The sequence below is a fragment of the Bradyrhizobium sp. 2TAF36 genome, from assembly GCF_052114925.1.
Lineage (GTDB): Bacteria > Pseudomonadota > Alphaproteobacteria > Rhizobiales > Xanthobacteraceae > Bradyrhizobium > Bradyrhizobium barranii.
The window spans coordinates 63,244-82,782 of sequence record NZ_JBFRFR010000028.1; the positions used below are offsets into that span (position 1 = coordinate 63,244).

General features: G+C 65.5%; 14 protein-coding genes. 4 read left to right on the forward strand and 10 right to left on the reverse strand.

Features of this window, described 5'->3' with window-relative positions; all coding sequences use genetic code 11:
- Positions 1–213 precede the first annotated feature (213 nt).
- The 3 genes from AB4Z51_RS17650 to AB4Z51_RS17660 form a co-directional block, all read right to left on the reverse strand.
- On the reverse strand, positions 214–660 hold the full coding sequence (locus AB4Z51_RS17650; RefSeq protein ID WP_135214698.1) for a GNAT family N-acetyltransferase: 447 nt from the start codon (positions 658–660) through the stop codon (positions 214–216).
- Complete coding sequence (locus AB4Z51_RS17655) at positions 660–1,688, reverse strand: peptidoglycan -binding protein (RefSeq protein ID WP_135214699.1); 1,029 nt, start codon at positions 1,686–1,688, stop codon at positions 660–662. Before AB4Z51_RS17655 ends, AB4Z51_RS17650 begins: the two co-directional genes overlap by 1 nt.
- 159 nt (positions 1,689–1,847) lie before the next feature.
- Positions 1,848–2,873, reverse strand: a complete 1,026-nt coding sequence (locus AB4Z51_RS17660; RefSeq protein WP_028150916.1) for a flagellar motor protein MotA — start codon at positions 2,871–2,873, stop codon at positions 1,848–1,850.
- A 381-nt stretch (positions 2,874–3,254) separates the two neighbouring features.
- Here AB4Z51_RS17660 and AB4Z51_RS17665 point away from each other — a divergent pair, with 381 nt between their 5' ends.
- The 4 genes from AB4Z51_RS17665 (at position 3,255) to AB4Z51_RS17680 (ending at position 11,863) form a co-directional block, all read left to right on the forward strand.
- Positions 3,255–4,280, forward strand: a complete 1,026-nt coding sequence (locus tag AB4Z51_RS17665) for an SAM-dependent methyltransferase (RefSeq protein WP_135214700.1) — start codon at positions 3,255–3,257, stop codon at positions 4,278–4,280.
- A gap of 305 nt (positions 4,281–4,585) precedes the next feature.
- The gene (locus tag AB4Z51_RS17670; RefSeq protein WP_441497695.1) at positions 4,586–7,207 is read left to right on the forward strand and encodes an autotransporter family protein; all 2,622 of its coding nucleotides are present in this window, start codon (positions 4,586–4,588) and stop codon (positions 7,205–7,207) included.
- Positions 7,208–7,507: 300 nt separating this feature from the next.
- Positions 7,508–8,701, forward strand: coding sequence for an efflux RND transporter periplasmic adaptor subunit (locus AB4Z51_RS17675; protein ID WP_135214703.1), 1,194 nt, complete (start codon positions 7,508–7,510; stop codon positions 8,699–8,701).
- Positions 8,702–8,707: 6 nt separating this feature from the next.
- Positions 8,708–11,863, forward strand: coding sequence for a multidrug efflux RND transporter permease subunit (locus AB4Z51_RS17680; RefSeq protein ID WP_135214704.1), 3,156 nt, complete (start codon positions 8,708–8,710; stop codon positions 11,861–11,863).
- 160 nt (positions 11,864–12,023) lie between these two features.
- On the opposite strand, the gene AB4Z51_RS17685 is transcribed toward AB4Z51_RS17680, so the two are convergent.
- The 7 genes from AB4Z51_RS17685 to gap all read right to left on the reverse strand — a co-directional run bounded on the left by AB4Z51_RS17685 (position 12,024) and on the right by gap (position 19,371).
- Positions 12,024–12,809: an inositol monophosphatase family protein gene (locus AB4Z51_RS17685; RefSeq protein ID WP_028150910.1), complete on the reverse strand. Its 786-nt coding sequence runs from the start codon at positions 12,807–12,809 to the stop codon at positions 12,024–12,026.
- Positions 12,810–12,893: 84 nt separating this feature from the next.
- The gene (locus tag AB4Z51_RS17690) at positions 12,894–13,976 is read right to left on the reverse strand and encodes a tetratricopeptide repeat protein (protein ID WP_135214705.1); all 1,083 of its coding nucleotides are present in this window, start codon (positions 13,974–13,976) and stop codon (positions 12,894–12,896) included.
- Positions 13,977–13,984: 8 nt separating this feature from the next.
- Entirely contained in the window at positions 13,985–14,659 is a 675-nt protein-coding gene (locus tag AB4Z51_RS17695) for a thiamine phosphate synthase (RefSeq protein ID WP_135214706.1), read from the reverse strand.
- 3 nt (positions 14,660–14,662) lie between these two features.
- Positions 14,663–15,688: a class I fructose-bisphosphate aldolase gene (locus AB4Z51_RS17700; RefSeq protein ID WP_441497696.1), complete on the reverse strand. Its 1,026-nt coding sequence runs from the start codon at positions 15,686–15,688 to the stop codon at positions 14,663–14,665.
- Between the two features lie 220 nt (positions 15,689–15,908).
- Positions 15,909–16,976 (reverse strand): class II fructose-bisphosphate aldolase, encoded by a 1,068-nt coding sequence (gene fba / locus AB4Z51_RS17705; RefSeq protein WP_441497697.1) that lies wholly within the window; start codon positions 16,974–16,976, stop codon positions 15,909–15,911.
- A gap of 52 nt (positions 16,977–17,028) precedes the next feature.
- On the reverse strand, positions 17,029–18,225 hold the full coding sequence (locus AB4Z51_RS17710; RefSeq protein ID WP_071916653.1) for a phosphoglycerate kinase: 1,197 nt from the start codon (positions 18,223–18,225) through the stop codon (positions 17,029–17,031).
- A gap of 138 nt (positions 18,226–18,363) precedes the next feature.
- The gene (gap, locus tag AB4Z51_RS17715) at positions 18,364–19,371 is read right to left on the reverse strand and encodes a type I glyceraldehyde-3-phosphate dehydrogenase (RefSeq protein ID WP_085401784.1); all 1,008 of its coding nucleotides are present in this window, start codon (positions 19,369–19,371) and stop codon (positions 18,364–18,366) included.
- Positions 19,372–19,539: the final 168 nt, after the last annotated feature.

Here is a 19,539-nt window from a genome sequence, read left to right on the forward strand (position 1 = left end):
GCCTCATTGACGGTGTCATCACCCGCGAAAGCGGGTGATCCAGTATTCCACAGACAGTAGTGGGATTCGGAGAAGTCGCGGCGTACTGGATGCCCCGGTCCCGGCTCCGCCAAGGCTACGCCGAGGCCCACACGAGCGCTCGGCACGCCGAAGCTTCAGCGAAGGCGGCAAGCCGGGGCATCCAGCGGAGGGTGGGGTCGGCAGCAAACCTCGTCACGCCCGCCATGTCATCTTCAGCACCGGCCGTCCCGAGGTCGGGTTCAAATCGTCGCCGGCATGGGCAAAGCCGTTGCGCTCGTAGAAGCGGATGGCGCGGGCATTGTCCTTGTTGACGAGCAGCGTGACGCCTGACGGTGACAGGCGCTTGGCCTCATCCACCAGCAGCCTCGCCGCGTCCGAGCCCCAGTGCGCGGGATCGACCACGAGCTGGTCGAGATAGCCTTCGCCGTCGATGGTGACGAAGCCGGTCAGCACGCCGTCCGCTTCCGCGACCACGATCGAGGCTTTCGGCACCAGATCCTTGCGCCAGCGCTCGCGCCACCAGTCCAGCCGCGCGGCGAAATCGATCTGCGGATAGGCCTGCTGCCAGGTGCGATGCCAGAGGTCGATCGCGGCGGCTTCGTCCTCGGGGCGGTAGGGGCGGAGGTGGAGGGCGCTCACTACCGCTCCGTCAGCTTCAGCTCGATGCGGCGGTTGCGCTTGAAGGCCTCTTCCGTGTTGGCGGTGTCGAGCGGCTGGAATTCGCCGAAGCCGGCGGCGACGAGGCGCTGGGCGGGCACGCCGAGCGAGATCAGGTATTGCACCACCGAGATCGAGCGCGCCGCGGACAGGTCCCAGTTGGACTTGAAATTCGCGCCGCTGACCGGGCGTATGTCGGTGTGGCCGTCAACGCGCAGCACCCAGGGGATTTCGCTCGGGATCTTCTTGTCGAGATCGATCAGCGCGGTCGCCAATGTGTCGAGCTCGGCGCGGCCTTCCGGCAGAAGTGTCGCCTGGCCGGTGTCGAAGAACACTTCGGACTGGAACACGAAGCGGTCGCCGACGATGCGGATGTCAGGGCGATTGCCCAGAATGGTGCGCAGGCGGCCGAAGAACTCCGAGCGATAACGCGACAATTCCTGCACGCGCTGCGCCAAGGCAACATTCAGGCGAGACCCGAGATCGGCGATGCGGTTCTGCGATTCCTTGTCGCGCTTCTCGCTGGCGTCGAGCGCCTCCTCCAACGCGGCCAGTTGCCGTCGCAGCGCGCTGATCTGCTGGTTCAGCACCTCGATCTGCGCCAGCGCTCGCGCCGAGACTGACTTCTCCGAGTCCAGCGCCTTGCCGAGCTCGGTGGACTTGCCCTGGGCGTCGTTGCCGGCAGCGGCGAGGCCGTCATAGAGGCCCTTGATGCGATCTCGCTCGGTCTCGGCCGAGGCGAGGCCCGCTTTCAATTGCGAGACCTGGTCGTCCAGCGTGAGCTTGCCGAGCTTCTCCAGCGACAAGAGCTCGTTGAGCTGGGCGATCTTGGCGTTGAGCTGCTCCAGCGCCTTGTCCTTGCCGGTGACCTCCTGCGACAGGAAGAACTGCACGACCAGGAACACCGACAGCAGGAACACGATCGACAGCACCAGCGTCGACAGCGCGTCGACGAATCCGGGCCAGTAGTTGAAGCCGGCTTCGCTGCGGCGGCCGCGGGCTAGAGCCATTGTCGTCTCCGTTCTCTCGTGTCCCGGACGCGCTGCAGCGTGCAACGCTGCTGCGCAGAGCCGGGACCCATTTGTCTCGGTGAAGGCTCTGGGCCCCAGCTCGGCGATGCACCACTTCGTGCTGCATCGCGTCCGGGGCACGAACCCTTCGTCGTGTCCTCAACCCTTCTCGGGCTGGCGCGCGATGCGCTCCAGCAGGCGGCGGATCTCGCGGTTCTGCTCGCCCTGGCCGTCGGCCCATTCGCGGATCATCTGCTGCTCGGTCCGCATGTGCGAGACCAGCGCCTGGATGGCTTCGGCAAGGCTCGCCATTGCCGCCGTGGTGCCGCGGCTGGCGCTGCCTTCCTCGAGCACGGAGCGTAAGCGCTCGACGGCGGCCTGGAGCTCGCCGCTGGCAACGCCGCCGCCGCCACCGGCGGCTGCGACCGCAACCTCGCCGTGGCCATATTCGCGCACGGTGGTGGCGAGCCAGTCTTCGAGGTCGGTGTAGAAGCGGTTCTGGGCCTGGCTCGATTGCAGATCGAGGAAGCCGAGGATCAGCGAGCCGGCGAGGCCGAACAGCGAGCTCGAGAACGAGATGCCCATGCCGCCGAGCGGGGCGGCGAGGCCCTCCTTCAGCGTGTCGAACAGGGCGCCGGAATCGCCCCCGACCTTGAGCCCGTCGATCACCTTGCCGACCGAGCCGACCGTCTCGATCAGGCCCCAGAAGGTGCCGAGCAGGCCGAGGAAGACCAGCAGGCCGGTCATGTAGCGGGAGATGTCCCGGGCCTCGTCGAGGCGGGTCGCGATCGAATCGAGCAGGTGCCGCATGGTGGTCTGGGTGATCGTCATCCGCCCGGTGCGCTCGCCGCCGAGGATCATGGCCATCGGCGCCAGCAGTTTCGGGTGCCGGGACGGCGCCAGGCCGGGATCGGCGATGCGGAAATTGTTGACCCAGGAGACTTCGGGGTAGAGCCGGATCACCTGCCGGAAGGCCAGGATGATGCCGATGAACAGCACGCCGCCGATCAGGGCATTGAGGCCGGGATTGGCGAAGAAGGCCAGGATGATCTGCTTGTAGAGCACCACGCCGACCAGGGTGCACAGCACCAGAAAGACCAGCATCCGCACCAGGAAAACGCTGGGTGAGGATAGCTTGGTATATTCGATATCGATGGGGGAGCGGGGCGAGGCGCCTGGCGGCATGGCCGGTATCATCCGTTAGGAACTTGCTTGCGGGCGCACTATGGCACAGCGGCAGCCCAAAAAAAGCGCCGGATGCGCCGATTTCGTGGACAGCTCTCGGAACCCAAAGCCGAAACCACGCTTTGATAGAGGCGCAATTTGCAAAACTTCGGCATTCCGCAGGCTTAGGTCGGATTTTTTGCATGGTGACGAATCCTGGGGAGTGGCCGTCATCGCGCTCTTGCTCGCGGTCCGGATGGCGCTCGCCTGGGTGGCGCGGCAGCATCTGCGGCGCGGTCGATCCTGTCTGGACCTCAGAGCCCGCCGGGCGGGTGGCAACGCCCGAACCTGCCCGTTCCTTCCGCCGCCGCCACAACGAGACCTGATCAACGGAGTGATCGCATGAGCGTCGTTTCCGCGATCTTCGGGACTGCCGAACGCGTGCCGCTGCCCGACGTCGTGATCCGCGCCGCGATCCAGCGCCTGTGCTCGCGCACGGCGACGCGCATGTCCGCGCTGGGCGCGGCCGACGATGCCGCCTTCGCCGGGCGGATGATCCTGCGGCCGATCGCCGGGGACGCGGATGCCGTCAACGCCGGGCACGACGAGGTGCCCGCGGCGTTCTTTGCGGAGGTGCTCGGCCCCAACCGCAATTACTCGTCCTGCTTCTACAAGTCCGATGCGAGCACCCTGCAGGAGGCGGAGGAGGAGGCGCTGCGCCAGACCGTCGAGCACGCCGGTCTCGCCGACGGCCAGACCATCCTCGAGCTCGGCTGCGGCTGGGGCTCCCTGTCGCTGTGGATGGCGCGGCGGTTCCCGCATGCGAAGGTGACGGCGGTGTCGAACTCGCAGGCCCAGCGCGCCTATGTCGAGGAGCAGGCGCGGCTGCGCGGGCTGTTGAACCTGCGCGTGGTCGCGGCGGACATGAACGTGTTCGCGCCCGATGGGCAGTTCGACCGCATCGTCTCGGTCGAGATGTTCGAGCAGATGATGAACTGGCGCAAGCTGATGACGCGCGTGCGGTCCTGGCTCGCGCCTGACGGGCGCTTCTTCATGCACATCGTCACCCATCGCTCCGGCTCTCATCTGTTCGACCGCGCCAATCGTGAGGACTGGATCGCGCAGCATGTCTTCATGGATGGATTGATGCCGAGCCATCACCTCGTCAGGCAATTCGGCGACGTCTTCAGGATCGAGAAGGAATGGTGCTGGAGCGGTACACACTATCAGCGCACCGCGAACGACTGGCTCGCCAATTTCGATGCGCATCGCGACACGATCGAAGCGTCCCTGCGCAGCGTCCATGGCGAGGAGACCGCTTTGTGGATGCGGCGCTGGCGCTGGTTTTTCCTCGCGACATCAGGGCTGTTCGGCTACGCCGATGGCAGCGAATGGGGTGTCAGCCACTACCGGATGAAGGCGGGTTAGGGCGCGCATTCCCGAAAGAACTTGTTAAGCGTCTTTCGTTGCGCAAACGGCACACGCCGTGTGTATCTTCGGAGCAGCACGTTTCGATTGTTGTCTGATCGTTTCTGCTCGCCTAGCGTTGTGGTTGTATTTCGTGGACCACACGACAAGAAAATCCGCATCCTCGAACGGTGTGGACGCAATTGGAATAGCGCATGCGCGAATGCATCGGGGCTGCTGCGACGATCCGACGACAATCAGATGACCTGCTTCGCAGGAGTCCGAACCGGACTCGGCATTGTTCCCCCGGCACGTCCCGGACTCGCATGCTTCGCTTGCTGCTGGCGAGCCTGTTGGTTGTGGCGCTGTCGGCGCTGTTCGCACGATCAGCCTCGGCCCAGGCCAATTGGACCGGCTTGACCAGCAACGATTGGATGGCCGGCGGCAACTGGACGACCGCGGCCCCTCCCATCCCGGGTCAAACCGTCAACATCGGAATCCTGGGCGCGCCGCCGCAACGGGAGACGATCCTCGGCGTCGGCGGCCCGTTCAGCGTTTCGGTGGGGACGATGTCCATTGGCAACAGCGGTGCAACGGCCGGCAATCTGACGATCCAGAACGGCAGCACGCTGACGAGTACCGGCTCATCGCGGATCGGAATTTCGGCCGGAAGCACCGGAATCGTGACTGTCACCGGACCGGGATCGCGATGGAACGTACCCGCCGGAACCTTTTATGTCGGCTTTCTAGGCGTCGGCACGCTCAACATTCAAAATGGCGGAGCAGTCGCCACAGGAGTCGGCACGATCCTGGGTGGCAACGCCTCCTCTTCCGGCACGCTCAACATCAGTGGCGGCGGCATGCTGCAAACTCAATCGTTGCGGGGCGGCCCCGGCGCGAGCCAGGCCAATTTCGACAATGGCATCCTGCGGGCGACTGCCAGCAACGCGACCTTCATCAACGGATTTTCGGGCACCAAGCTCAACATCCTCGCGGGCGGGCTGACGATCGACACCGGCGCGTTCACGGTCGGCACCGATGCCACCGCTGCCTTCACGGGTGCCGGCGGACTGACCAAGATCGGCAACGGCACCCTGAACCTTGCCGCCAGCAGCCCTTATGCCGGCCAGACCGTGATCCAGACCGGTATCCTCGCGCTCACCGGTGCGGGCGCCATCAGCAATTCGAGCCGCGTCGTCGCCAACGGGACGTTCGATATTTCCGGCATCACCGCCGGCGGCACCAGCATTCAGAGCCTCGCCGGCAGCGGCGGCGTCAGCCTCGGCGCGAAGAACCTGACGATCACCAACGCGAACGACACGTTCGCCGGCGTGATCGGTGGCACGGGCGGCCTGACGATCACTGGCGGTGCGCAGACGCTGATCGGCGCCAATACCTACAACGGGGCGACAAACGTGACCGGCGGTACGTTGCGCGCGGGAGCCGCGAACACATTCAGCGCAGCGTCGGCCTTCAACGTGGCTGCCGGCGGCACACTCGACCTCGCCGGCTTCAATCAAACGCTCACCTCGCTCGGCAATGCCGGCACGGTCACCCTCGGCGGCGCGCCGGGAACCACGCTGACCGTGGCCGGCAATTACGTGGGCAATGGCGGCACGGTGCAGCTCAACTCCCGGCTCGGCGGCGACAACTCGCCGACTGATCTGTTGCGGGTGCAGGGCAGCACGTCGGGCTCGTCGTCGCTGCGCATCACCAATGTCGGCGGCGCCGGCGCGCAGACCACCGAAGGCATCAAGGTGATCGACGTGGCCGGCGCGTCCAACGGCAGTTTTTCGCTTCTGGGCAGCTATGTCCTTCACGGCGAGCAGGCGGTGGTCGGTGGCGCCTATGCCTATACGTTGCAGAAGAACGGCATCGCCACTCCCGGCGACGGCGATTGGTATCTGCGCTCGAGCCTGATCAATCCGCCGGTCTCGGGACCTCCCGGTCCGCTCTATCAGCCGGGCGTTCCGCTGTACGAGAACTACGCGCAGCTGCTGCTCGGCATGAACGATCTGCCGACGCTGCAGCAGCGCGTCGGCAACCGCTATTGGGGCGGCAGCGACGCCATGGCGCGCGTCGGTGCCGCGCCGGCGACGGCCGTGGCTGCGTCTGCGCCCACGGCGTTCTGGGGCCGCATCGAAGGTGGCCATTCCGACTTGCAGCCCTCCAACACCACCGGCTCGACCTACAAGGCCGACCATTTGAAAGTGCAGACAGGACTCGATGGCCTTGTGCTGGAGAACGATCGGGGCCGGCTGATCGTCGGCCTCACCGCGCAATATGGCCTGACGACCGCCAATGTCGCGTCGTTCTTCGGCAATGGCCGTATCCGTGTTGAAGGGACGGGCGTCGGCAGCACGCTGACCTGGTATGGCGACAACGGCTTCTATGTCGACGGTCAGGCGCAGTCGATGTTCTACCGCAGCGATCTGTCGTCCGTGCTGGCTGACAGCCTGACCCACGGCAATGAAGGGTTCGGCTATGCCTTCAGCGCCGAAACCGGCAAGCGGATCGGCATAGGCAATGGTTGGTCACTGACGCCGCAGGCGCAGCTCTCCTATTCGAAGGTCGCCTTCGACAGCTTTGCCGATCGGTTCGGCGCGCAAGTAGCGTTGCGCGATGGTGACAGCCTGCTCGGCCGCACCGGCCTTGCCCTCAACCACCAGAGGACCTGGAACGATGCCACGGGCATCGTGCGATCCGATGTCTACGGCATTGCCAATCTGCGTTACGAGTTCCTCAACGGCACCAATGTCGATGTCGCAGGCATCGGTTTTGCCAGTGCGCAGGATCTGCTGTGGGGCAGCATCGGCGGCGGTGGCACCTACAGCTGGGCCAACGGCCGGTACGCCGTCTTCGGCGAGGTCTCCTACAATGCGAGCCTCAACAACAGCTCGGACAACCGCAACTACAAGGGCACCGGCGGCTTCCGCCTCACGTGGTGAATCCAGCGCTTTGCACCGGCGCTATGCCGGGCCGAAAGACGGTCGTCTTTCAGGTTCGTAACGTTTCGTTGCGATCTTCTGTCGCAGCTCGCGGTGATGGAACTCGACTCACAATCCGGTGAGTCCCGAAAAGCGCCCTGAACTCAGCATGATAGGTCATGTGGCATTGAGCCGCCCGCGCAATGCGTTGCGTCGCAGCAAGTACGTTCTATTTTGACGGCATCAGCCGCATGGAATCGCCCAGAACGGGCTCGCGCGGAGCGTGATTTCAGTTTCAACAACATCGGGGCGTTTAACTTCATGTCAGGACTTCGCGCGCGATCGGCATGCGTTGCAATGATGCTCGCGGCCTTTACGCCGCTGCTCGCGGGCTGCGACGAATCCGTCTCTGCGGTGTCCGCTGCCCAGCCCGCCGACCCTGACGTCAGCATCGTCATCGTCAAGCCGCAGCCGCGCGCCGTGGTGCGCGAGCTACCGGGCCGCATCGCGCCGACGCGCGTCTCCGACGTGCGGCCGCGCATCTCCGGCATCGTGGTCGAGCGCCTGTTCCGCCAGGGCAGCGAGGTGAAGGCCGGCGATGCGCTCTATCGCATCGATCCGCGTCCGTTCGAGGTCGAGGTGATGGCCACCGAGGCGGCCGTCGCCAAGGCCGAGGCCGGGTTGATGCAGGCCAGGCAGCAGGCGCACCGCATCGCCACCCTCACCAAGGATCGCGCCGCCCCGGAAGCCGAGAACGAGAAGGCGATCGCGGCCGAGCGTCAGGCCCATGCCGAGGTCGAAGGCCGCAAGGCGGAACTCGCACGCGCCAAACTCAATCTCGACTATGCCACCGTGCGCGCGCCGATCGACGGCGTCGTCGGTGCGGCGCTGGTCAGTGAGGGTGCGCTCGCGGTGCAGAACGAGACCAACCTCGCCAGCATCCAGCAGCTCGATCCGATCTATGCCGACTTCACCCAGTCGGTGACCGAGCTCAACCAGCTCCGCCGCGCCTTCGAGAGCGGCGACCTCGAGCGCATCGCGGCCGATGCCGCCAAGGTGCGCCTCGTGCTCGACGACAACACCCTTTATTCGCTCGACGGCAAGCTGCTGTTCTCGGACGCCAAGGTCGACGCCCATACCGGCCAGGTGACCTTGCGCGGCGAATTCCGTAATCCCAAGCGCGAGCTGCTGCCGGGCATGTATGTCCGCGTCCGCATCGACCAGGGACTCGACAGCGACGCGATCGCGGTGCCGCAGCAGGCGATCCAGCGCAATGGCGGCGGCGGCAGCGAGGTGTTCGTCGTCAAGGACGACAACCACATCGCCGTGCAGCCGGTCCGCACGGGGTCGGTGCAGGACGGACTCTGGTTCGTGACCGAGGGCCTGAAGGCCGGCGACAAGGTCGTGGTCGAAGGCTTCCAGAAGTTCGCGGCCGGCGACAAGGTGAAGCCGCAATCCTGGTCGGAAGCGGACGCCACCGCGGACAATCGGCACGCCCAGAAGCTGACGCGGTAACGCGCCATGGCGAGTTTCTTCATCGACAGGCCGATCTTCGCCTGGGTGGTCGCGCTGTTCATCTGCTTGATCGGCGCGATCGCGGTCCCGCTGCTGCCGATCGCGCAATATCCGATCATCGCGCCGCCCTCGATCTCGATCTCGACCAGCTATCCCGGCGCCTCGCCCGAAAACCTCTACAACAGCGTCACCCGGCTGATCGAGGAGGAGCTCAACGGCGCCTCCGGCATCCTCAATTTCGAATCGACCAGCGACTCGCTCGGCCAGGTCGAGATCATCGCCAATTTCCAGCCGGGCACCGATACCAGCGCCGCCTCCGTCGAGGTGCAGAACCGCATCAAGCGCGTCGAAGCGCGGCTGCCGCGCGCGGTGATCCAGCAGGGCATCCTGATCGAGGAAGCCTCGAGCGCCGTGCTCCAGATCATCACGCTGAATTCGACCGACGGCAGCCTCGACGAAGTTGGCCTCGGCGACTTCATGATCCGCAACGTGCTCGGTGAGATCCGCCGCATCCCCGGCGTCGGTCGCGCCACGCTCTACTCGACCGAACGCAGCTTGCGCGTCTGGGTCGATCCGGCAAAGCTGGTCGGCTACGGGCTGACCGCCGACGACGTCAACAAGGCGATCGCCGCGCAGAACGCACAGGTCGCTTCGGGCAGCATCGGCGCCGAGCCGTCGACCTCGAGCCAGCGCACCTCCTCGCTGGTGCTGGTCAAGGGCCAGCTCTCGTCCCCGGACGAATTCGGTTCCATCATCCTGCGCGCCAATGCCGACGGTTCGACCGTGCGGTTGCGCGACGTCGCGCGCATCGAGGTCGGCGGCCTCAGCTACCAATTCAACACGCGCCTGAACGGCAAGCCGACCGCGGGCCTCTCCGTGCTGATGTCGCCGACCGGCAACGCGCTGGCGACCGCGAGCGCGGTCGAGGAGAAGATGAAGGAGCTGTCGCGCTTCTTCCCGGCCAACATCTCCTACGAGATCCCCTACAACATCACGCCCGTGGTCGAGGCCTCGATCAAGAAGGTGCTGACGACGCTGGTCGAAGCCGTGGTGCTGGTGTTCGTGGTGATGTTCCTGTTCCTGCAGAACATCCGCTACACCATCATCCCGACCATCGTGGTGCCCGTGGCGCTCTTGGGCGCCTGCACCACGCTGCTGCTCGCCGGCTATTCCATCAACATGCTCTCGATGTTCGGCATGGTGCTCGCGGTCGGCATCCTCGTCGACGACGCCATCGTCGTTGTCGAGAACGTCGAACGCATCATGTCCGAGGAAGGTCTGCCGCCGAAGGAAGCGACGCGGAAGGCGATGGCGCAGATCTCGGGCGCCATCATCGGCATCACGCTGGTGCTGATGGCGGTATTCGTGCCGATGGCGTTCTTCCCCGGCTCGGTCGGCATCATCTACCGCCAGTTCTCGGTGACCATGGTCGCCGCGATCGGCTTCTCCGCCTTCCTCGCGCTGTCGCTGACGCCGGCGCTGTGCGCGACGATTCTGAAGCCCGTCGCGGCCGGCCACGGCCATGCGAAGCGGGGCGTGTTCGGCTGGTTCAACCGCGTGCTCGAGGGCGGCAAGGAGGGCTATTCCCGCACCGTCGGCTTCTCGCTGAAGCGGACCGGCCGCCTGATGCTGGTCTATGTCGCGCTGCTGGTTGGTCTCTCCTGGGCCTTCGTCAGCCTGCCCGGCGGCTTCCTGCCGATCGATGACCAGGGCTTCGTCACCACCGACGTGCAGACACCGTCGGACTCGTCGTATCCCCGCACCGAGGCCGTCATCGAGAAGGTCGAGAAATATCTCGCCGAGCGGCCGGGTGTGAAGGATGTCACCTTCCTCACCGGCTTCAGCTTCTCCGGCCAGGGCATGAACACCGCGCAGGCCTTCATCACGCTGAAGGACTGGTCGGAGCGCGGGCCGAAGGACTCCGCCGCCGCGATCGTCAACGACATCAACCGCGATCTGGGGGCGTCGATCCGCGATGCAAAGATCTCTGCGCTCCAGCCGCCGCCGATCGACAATCTCGGCAACTCCTCGGGCTTCTCGTTCCGCCTCCAGGACCGCGGCCAGAAAGGCTATCCGGCATTGATGCGCGCCGCCGACCAGCTGATCGCGGAGGCCAATGCGAGCCCGGTGCTTCAGAAGGTCTATATCGAGGGCCTTCCCGAGGCCGGCGTGGTCAATCTCGTGATCGACCGCGAGAAGGCCGGCGCCTTCGGCGTCACCTTCGAGGACATCAACAACACGATCTCGACCAATCTCGGCTCGAACTACATCAACGACTTCCCGAACCGCGGCCGCATGCAGCGCGTCGTGGTGCAGGCCGATGCGCGCGACCGCATGCGGACCGAGGACATCCTCAACTACAACGTCAAGAACAGCCGTGGCCAGCTCGTGCCGTTCTCCTCTTTCGCCACGGTCGAATGGGCACGCGGCCCGACGCAGATCGCGGGCTTCAATTATTATCCCGCTGTGCGCATCTCCGGCGAGGCGAAACCCGGCTTCACCTCGGGCGATGCGATCGCCGAGATGGAGCGGCTTGCCGGCAAATTGCCGCGCGGCTTCGGCTATGAATGGACCGGACAGTCGCTCCAGGAAAAACTGTCGGGTTCGCAGGCGCCGTTCCTGCTGGCGCTGTCGGTGTTCGTGGTGTTCCTGTGTCTTGCCGCGCTCTACGAGAGCTGGACCATTCCGCTCGCGGTGCTGCTCACGGTGCCGCTCGGCATCGTCGGCGCGGTGGCCGCGGCGATGCTGCGCGGCCTGCCCAACGACGTCTATTTCACCGTCGGCCTGATCACCATCATCGGCCTCGCGGCAAAGGACGCGATCCTGATCATCGAGTTCGCCAAGGACCTGCGCAAGGAAGGCAAGCCGCTAGTAGAAGCCACCATCGAGGCCTGTCGCCTGCGCTTCCGCCCGATCCTGATGACCGGCCTTGCCTTCATCTGCGGCGTGCTGCCGATGGCGATTGCGCACGGCGCCGGCGGCGCCAGCCAGCAAGCGCTCGGCAGCATCGTGATGGGCGGCATGATCGCGGTGGTGATCCTGGCGCTGCTGATGGTGCCGGTGTTCTTCGTCTCGGTGCAGCGCGTGCTGGCGGGGGATCGGGAGCCGAAGGCCGCGAAGGATGGCGAGGCGTATGGGCCGCCGGCGCCGGTCAAGCCATAAGGCGAGCTTGTCATGCCCGCGCAGGCGAGGCATCCAGTACGCCGCGGCCCTTCCGTATCCAACAAACGTCTCTGGAATACTGGATCACCCGCTCCAGTGCGCAAGTGCGCACAAGGCGGGTGATGACGGCGGAGTGTGAAGCGTAGGGTTCGCCCTAAGCCTACTTCCGCAAAATCTTCACCAGCTCCCCGTGCACGAACTCATTGCCGCACACGACATGCCCGGTCACCAGCGCATCACCCGGCGTTGCGATGTCGCTCACCGTGCCGCCTGCCTCGCGCACCATGATCATGCCGGCAGCGATGTCCCAGGATTGCAGGTTGCGCTCCCAGTAGCCGTCGAGGCGGCCAGCGGCGACGAAGGCGAGGTCGAGGGAGGCGGCGCCGAAACGGCGGAGGCCTGCGACCCTGTCCTGGATCGCGGTCATCTCGCGGCGGAATTCCTCGTGGTCGCCGCGGCCGATATGGGGCAGGCCGCAGGCCACCACGCATTCGTTGAGCTGGCGGCGGCCGGCCACGCGCAGGCGCTGGTCGTTGAGGAAGGCGCCCTTGCCGCGCTCGGCGATGTAGAGCTCGTCATTGGCGGGGTTGTAGATTACGCCCGCAATGATCGTGCCCTCGCGCACGAGGCCGATCGAGATCGCGAATTGCGGGATGCCGTGCAGGAAGTTGGTGGTGCCGTCGAGCGGATCGACGATCCAGGTGTGGCTCTTGTCGCTGCCCTCGCGGGTGCCGCCTTCCTCGCCGATGAAGCCGTAGCCGGGGCGGGCCTTGGCGAGGTCCTGGTAGAGGATCTCCTCGGCGCGCTTGTCGGCCAGCGAGACGAAATTGGCCGGCCCCTTCAGCGAGACCTGGAGATGCTCGATCTCGCCGAGGTCGCGCTTGAGGCTGCGGCCGGCGCGGCGCGCGGCCTTGACCATGACGTTGATAGTGGCGGAATACAGCATGTGCCCTGGTCTTGATCGGGGGAAATGGCGCGAAACCGCGCCTGTTTGAAGGATGGGGTGCCCTGCGAGGGCCTTTGCGTCAAGTCATTTGGTCCCGAGCCATTTTCTGGCGGCGGCCTCGGCCTTGCCCCGGTCCTCGGCCGGCAGGTCGGACAATTGCTTGTCGAGCTCCGGATCGCCCTTGCCGGAGGTTTTCGCCACCAGGTGCCATTTAAAGCCCTCGACCTTGTCCACGGACGTGCCCATGCCGTTGATCAGCACCCAGGCCAGGCGGTTCTGCGCGATCGCGCTGCCCTGGCGGGAGGCCTTGCGGAGCAACGCGACGGCGGCCGGCTGGTTCTTCACCGTGCCGGTGCCGTTGAACATGGCGATGGCATATTCGACCTCGGCATCGACATTGTCCGCCAGTGAAGCCGCCTGGAGCAGCCGCACCGCGCGTTCCGGGTCCTTCGGCACGCCGGTGCCTTCCTTGTAGAAGGTCGCCAGCGCGTATTGCGCCTCGGGCAGGCCGGCGTCGGCGGCCTGACGCAGCAGCTCGGCGGACCGCTTGACGTCCTGCGGCAGGGTCTGGCCGTCGAGATAGAGCAAAGCGAGGTTATAGGCCGCCTTGGGCTCGCCGAGCTTGGCGGCGGAAGCCATCAGCTTCACCGCCTCGCTCTTGTCGACCGAGCCGCCGCGGCCGGAAATTCGCAGCATGGCGAGCGCGAACATCGCCTCGCGGTCGCCGGCATCGGAGGCGCGCTTGTACCATTCCAGCGCCTTGGCGTAGTCGCGGCGGATGCCCATGGCGTTGGAATAGAGCTCGCCGAGCATGGTCATCGCCTTGGGATCGCCCGCTTGTGCGCGGGCGGTGGCGAGATCGAACGCCGTCTTGTACTGGCCGCGCTGATAGGCGCCGAACACCAGATCGACATTGGGATTGTCGGTTGCCGGTGCGGGGATCACGGTTGCGGGCAGCGCCGGCTTGGGCGAGGCGGCCGGCTTGGGCGAGGCCGAAGGTTTTGGCGCCGGCGCGGCCTCCTTCTTCTTGGCGGCCGGAGGCGGCTTGGGCTTCTGTTTCTCAGGCACAGCGCTCGGCGCGGCCACCGGCGGCGTGATCTGGAGCTGCGCGGCCGCGGGCGCCGTCAGCAGCAGCGTGGCCAGGATGGTGATGCGCGGGAGCTTCATGTCGGGCGCTAGCCGTGCTCCTGACCCGCAAGCGCAGCCGCATGGGCCTTCTTGATCTCAGCGTCGACCTCGATCAGCGCGGCCTTGGGACCGCGCGGATCGGACCAGACGAAATCGCCGACCAGCACGAAATCGGCGCCGCTGGCGGCGAAGTCGTGCGCCTCTTCGAGCGAGGTGGCAAAGCCGACGCAGGGCGGCTCGAACAGCTCGGCCCACCAGTCCAGCCGCTCGGCGATCGCCTGGGACGACGGGCGTTGGCCCTTTGCATCAGGTTCGCCGAACAGCACGTAGTCCGCGCCTATCTCGCCCGCATCCATGGAATGGTGCCGCGTCGTCAGCCCGCCGACGCCGGCGATGCGATCGGGCTTGAGCGATGGCAGCGCCTCTTTCAGCGCGGCGATGCCGGGGAGGTGCGCGCCGTCGGCACCGCCACGTGCGACCAGTTCGGCATGACCTTCAACGAGCAGCGCGGCGCCCGCCTTCTGGACCGGCGGGGCCAGCGCCTTGATGCGTGTGATCATGGTGCGCTGGTCGGTCTCCTTCAGCCGCAGCAGCACGGCCGCGACGTCGGCGGCAGCGAGCAGGCCCGGCAGCTCGGCGACGAACGCAGCGGGATCATCGATGGCCGGCGTCGCGAGATAGAGACGCGGCGCCGGGCGCGGCGGAGGCGATTTGTTCGACAAGATCTAGGCTGCTTTCTTTTCCAGGCTGCTTTGCCATTCGCCCTTGGACGCCAGACCATTCATCCGGGCGCGATGGCTGAATGCACTTTGGCCGGCTGCGACATTCTCGGCCTTGCCGGACCAGGCCTTCTGCGGCGCGGCCTGCAGCGCGCGGCCGTAGGAGAAGGTCAGGCCCCAGGGCAGCGGGCCGAGCTTGTGCATGGCGTTGAGATGCGCCGTCGCCTCTTCGTCCGACTGGCCGCCGGAGAGGAAGGCGATGCCGGGCACGGCCGCGGGCACGCAGGCCTTCAGCAGCCGAATTGTCTTCTCCGCAACTTCCTCGACGGGAGCCTGCTTCGCGCACTTCTTGCCAGAGATCGCCATGTTCGGCTTCAGCACCATGCCTTCGAGCGCGACGCGCTGCACGCGCAATTCCTGGAAGGTCTTGTTGAGCACGCGGGTCGTCACTTCATAGCAGCGGTCGATGTCGTGATCGCCGTCCATCAGCACCTCAGGCTCGACGATCGGCACGATCTGCGCGGCCTGGCACAGCGCTGCGTAGCGGGCCAGCGCATGGGCGTTGACGCCGATCGCGGTCATGGAGGGAATGCCGCTGCCGATATCGATGACCGCGCGCCATTTGGCGAAGCGGGCGCCGCGCTCGTAATATTTCTTCAGGCGCTCGGCGAGCTTGTCGAGCCCGRCGGTGACGAGCTCGCCCGGGCACATCGGCAGGGCTTGCGTGCCCTCGTCGACCTTGATGCCGGGGATGGCGCCGCTCTGCTCGATCAGCTTGACCAGTGGCGTGCCGTCCTTCGCATCCTGCCAGATCGTCTCGTCATAGAGGATCACGCCGGAGATGCACTGGCTCATGGCCTCCCTGGAGCGGAACAGCATCTCGCGATAATCGCGGCGGTTGGCTTCCGTCGATTCCACCCCGATCGCGTCGAAACGCTTCTTGATGGTGCCGGAGGATTCGTCGGCGGCAAGGATGCCCTTGCCGGGCGCGACCATGGCGGTCGCGATCCTGTTGAGCTCAGTCAGATTCATCGAGAGGTCCTCCCAAAACGATTCTGCCCTTGCCTGTGAAAATAGACCGTTCTCGGGCAATTGCCGAGTTAACGTTCGTCGCAGGGTAAAGGGGGCCCTCTGTCATTCCGGGATACGCCGAAAGGCGCAGGCCCGGAATCCATAACCCCAGGCTGTGGTTATGGATTCCGGGCCCACGCTTCGCGTGTCCCGGAATGACGGGAGGATGTGGCTGAAGGCCTTACGCCACCTTCGGATCCAGCTCGCCCTTGGCGTAGCGCTTGGCCATCTCGGCGGGGGTCAGGACCTTCTTGAACTTGGAGGCCTGGCCTGCGGTATTGAACTCCTGGAGCCGCTGCTTACACAGCTTGGTCATCGCTTCCATGGCGGGCTTCAGGTACTTGCGCGGGTCGAACTCTTCCGGGTGCTCCTTGAACACCTTGCGGATCTGGCCGGTCATGGCCATGCGGTTGTCGGTATCGATGTTGATCTTGCGCACGCCGTTCTTGATGCCGCGCTGGATCTCGGCGACCGGCACGCCCCAGGTCGGCTTCATCTTGYCGCCGAACTCGTTGATGATGTCCTGGAGGTCCTGCGGCACCGACGAGGAGCCGTGCATCACCAGATGCGTGTTCGGCAGCTTGCGGTGGATCTCCTCGATCACCTTCATGGCCAGGATGTCGCCGTCGGGCTTGCGGGTGAATTTGTAGGCGCCATGCGAGGTGCCCATCGCGATCGCGAGCGCGTCCACCTTGGTCTCCTGGACGAACTTCACGGCCTCGTCCGGATTGGYCAGGAGCTGGTCGTGGCTCAGCTTGCCTTCGGCGCCGTGGCCGTCTTCCTTGTCGCCCATGCCTGTTTCGAGCGAGCCGAGCACGCCGAGCTCACCCTCGACCGAGATGCCGCCGAGATGGGCCATGTCGGTCACGGTCTTGGTGACGCCGACATTGTAGGTCCAGTCGGCCGGGCTCTTGCCGTCGGCCTTGAGCGAGCCGTCCATCATCACCGAGGTGAAGCCGGCCTGGATCGCGGTCATGCAGGTCGCGGCCTCGTTGCCGTGGTCGAGATGCACGCAGACCGGAATGTGCGGATAGATCTCGGTCACTGCGTCCATCATGTGCTTGAGCATGATGTCGTTGGCGTAGGAGCGCGCGCCGCGCGAGGCCTGGATGATGAGGGGCGCGTCGACCGTGTTGGCCGCGTCCATGATCGCCAGCGCCTGCTCCATGTTGTTGATGTTGAAGGCCGGTACGCCGTAATCGTTCTCCGCTGCATGGTCGAGCAATTGACGTAACGTGATCCGAGCCATCTGTCTTTTTCTCCGGTTTGGGCCTGCAAGGCCGACTTAAAAGGCCGACTGATTACTTGGTGCGCAGAACTTCGACGCCGGGAAGGGGCTTGCCTTCCATCCATTCAAGAAATGCGCCACCGGCGGTCGAGACATAAGTGAATTGACCGGCCACATGGGCCTGGTTGAGCGCCGCGACCGTGTCGCCGCCGCCCGCGATCGAGATCAGCTTCTTCGCCTTGGTGCGCTCGGCGGCATGCTTGGCCGCCGCCACGGTTCCGCGGTCGAACGGCTGCATCTCGAAGGCGCCCAGCGGTCCGTTCCAGACCAGCGTGGCCGCGTCATCGATGGCGGCATGGACGCGCGCGATCGATTGCGGGCCGACGTCGAGGATCATGCCGTCGGCCGGGATCGCATCGAGCCCGTAGGCATGCGAGGGCGCGTTCGCCGCGAAGTGATAGGCGACGGTGGCGTCGACCGGCAGGATGATCGCGCAATTGGCGGCTTCCGCCTTCTCCATGATGCGGATCGCCGTCGCGGCGAGATCCTTCTCGGCCAGCGACTTGCCGATCCCGACGCCCTGGGCGTGCAGGAAGGTGTTGGCCATGCCGCCGCCGATCACGAGCGCGTCGACCTTGGTGACGAGGTTTTCGAGCAGGTCGATCTTGGTCGAGACCTTGGCGCCGCCGATGATCGCGATGACGGGCTTGGTCGGCGAGCCCAGCGCCTTCTCCAGCGCGACGAGCTCGGCCTGCATGGTGCGGCCGGCATAGGCCGGCAGCTTGTGGCCGAGGCCTTCGGTCGTGGCATGGGCGCGGTGCGCGGCCGAGAAGGCGTCATTGACCCAGATGTCGCCGAGTTTCGCCAACTCCGCGACGAAGGCGGGATCGTTCTTTTCCTCTTCCTTGTGGAAGCGGGTATTTTCCAGGCACAGGATGTCGCCATCTTTCAGCGCCGCCACGGCCGTGGCCGCGGGCTCGCCGACACAGTCGTCGGCGAAGGCGACGGGCCTGTTCACGACCTTCGACAGCGCCTCAGCAACCGGCTTGAGCGACTCCTTGGGGTCGCGTCCCTTCGGCCGGCCGAAATGCGCGAGCAGGATGACCTTGCCGCCCTTGTCCGAAATTTCGGTGATGGTCGGCGCGACGCGCTCGAGCCGGGTCGCGTCGCTGACGCGCCCGTTGTCCATGGGCACGTTGAGATCGACGCGCAGCAGCACGCGCTTGCCCTTCACATCGACGTCATCGAGGGTGCGGAATTTGTTGGTCATCGGACACTCTCTTGTCCCGGGCGCATAGCGGCGCGGAGTGCCGCTATGCAGAACCGGGACCTGCGCTGGAGGGACATGGGTCCCGGATCTGCGACGCAGCGTTTTACGCTGCATCGCGTCCGGGACACGAGAGCGGAGTTAGATCACCTTCGCGAACGCGACGGCGGTGTCCGCCATGCGGTTCGAGAAGCCCCACTCGTTGTCGTACCAGGACATCACGCGCACCAGCGTGCCGTTCTGCACCTTGGTCTGGTCCTCGTGGAAGGTCGAGGAGTGCGGATCGTGGTTGAAGTCGATCGAGACGTTCGGCTGATTGGTATAGCCGAGAATGCCCTTGAGCTGCTGCTCGGAGGCACGCTTCATCGCCGCGTTGATTTCCTTGGCGTCGGTGGCGCGCTTGGCGACGATCTTGAGGTCGATGACCGAGACGTTCGGGGACGGCACGCGGATCGAGACGCCGTCGAGCTTGCCCTTGAGTTCCGGGAGCACGAGGCCGATTGCCTTCGCCGCGCCGGTCGAGGTCGGGATCATCGACATCGCCGCCGCACGGCCGCGGTAGAGATCCTTGTGTAGCGTGTCCAGCGTCGGCTGGTCGCCGGTGTAGGCGTGGATCGTGGTCATGAAGCCGGTCTCGATGCCGACCAGGTCGTTCAGCACCTTGGCGACCGGCGCGAGGCAGTTGGTGGTGCAGGAGCCGTTGGAGACGACCAGGTGATCCTTGGTCAGCGTGTCGTGGTTGACGCCGTAGACGATGGTGGCGTCGGCGCCGTCGGCGGGCGCGGAAACGAGAACGCGCTTGGCGCCGGCGGTGAGATGCGCGGACGCCTTGTCCTTCGCGGTGAAGATGCCGGTGCATTCCATCGCGATGTCGACGCCGAGATCCTTCCAGGGCAGTTTCGAGGGATCGCGCTCGGCGGTAACCTTGATCTTGCCGCCGCCGAGGTTGATGGAGTCGCCATCGACGGTGACGGTGCCGGGGAAGCGGCCATGGACGCTGTCGAAGCGAAGGAGATGGGCGTTGGTCTCGACCGGGCCGAGGTCGTTGATGCCGACGACCTCGATGTCCTTGCGGCCGGACTCGGCAATAGCCCGCAGGATGTTGCGGCCGATGCGGCCAAAACCGTTAATTCCGACGCGGACTGCCATGTTTCATCTCCTTATGACCGTTCAATGACGTGTTCGATAACCCCGATCATCCCGCACAACGCGCTTAGCGCGCCTGCGAGGGTTTTTTAGGGCGGACGCCCGGTTCGGCCGGGCGATGCTTGATCATATGAGAGACTACGTAGTCCTTTTTTTTGGCAAGCTCAACTC

Bases quoted from the DNA above. Each gene is read 5' to 3' on its own strand.
- AB4Z51_RS17665 (WP_135214700.1), top strand. From the start codon at position 3,255: ATGAGCGTCGTTTCCGCGATCTTCGGGACTGCCGAACGCGTGCCGCTG.
- AB4Z51_RS17660 (WP_028150916.1), bottom strand. From the start codon at position 2,873: ATGCCGCCAGGCGCCTCGCCCCGCTCCCCCATCGATATCGAATATACC.
- AB4Z51_RS17680 (WP_135214704.1), top strand. From the start codon at position 8,708: ATGGCGAGTTTCTTCATCGACAGGCCGATCTTCGCCTGGGTGGTCGCG.
- AB4Z51_RS17670 (WP_441497695.1), top strand. From the start codon at position 4,586: ATGCTTCGCTTGCTGCTGGCGAGCCTGTTGGTTGTGGCGCTGTCGGCG.
- gap (WP_085401784.1), bottom strand. From the start codon at position 19,371: ATGGCAGTCCGCGTCGGAATTAACGGTTTTGGCCGCATCGGCCGCAAC.
- AB4Z51_RS17675 (WP_135214703.1), top strand. From the start codon at position 7,508: ATGTCAGGACTTCGCGCGCGATCGGCATGCGTTGCAATGATGCTCGCG.
- AB4Z51_RS17710 (WP_071916653.1), bottom strand. From the start codon at position 18,225: ATGACCAACAAATTCCGCACCCTCGATGACGTCGATGTGAAGGGCAAG.
- AB4Z51_RS17685 (WP_028150910.1), bottom strand. From the start codon at position 12,809: ATGCTGTATTCCGCCACTATCAACGTCATGGTCAAGGCCGCGCGCCGC.
- AB4Z51_RS17690 (WP_135214705.1), bottom strand. From the start codon at position 13,976: ATGAAGCTCCCGCGCATCACCATCCTGGCCACGCTGCTGCTGACGGCG.
- AB4Z51_RS17655 (WP_135214699.1), bottom strand. From the start codon at position 1,688: ATGGCTCTAGCCCGCGGCCGCCGCAGCGAAGCCGGCTTCAACTACTGG.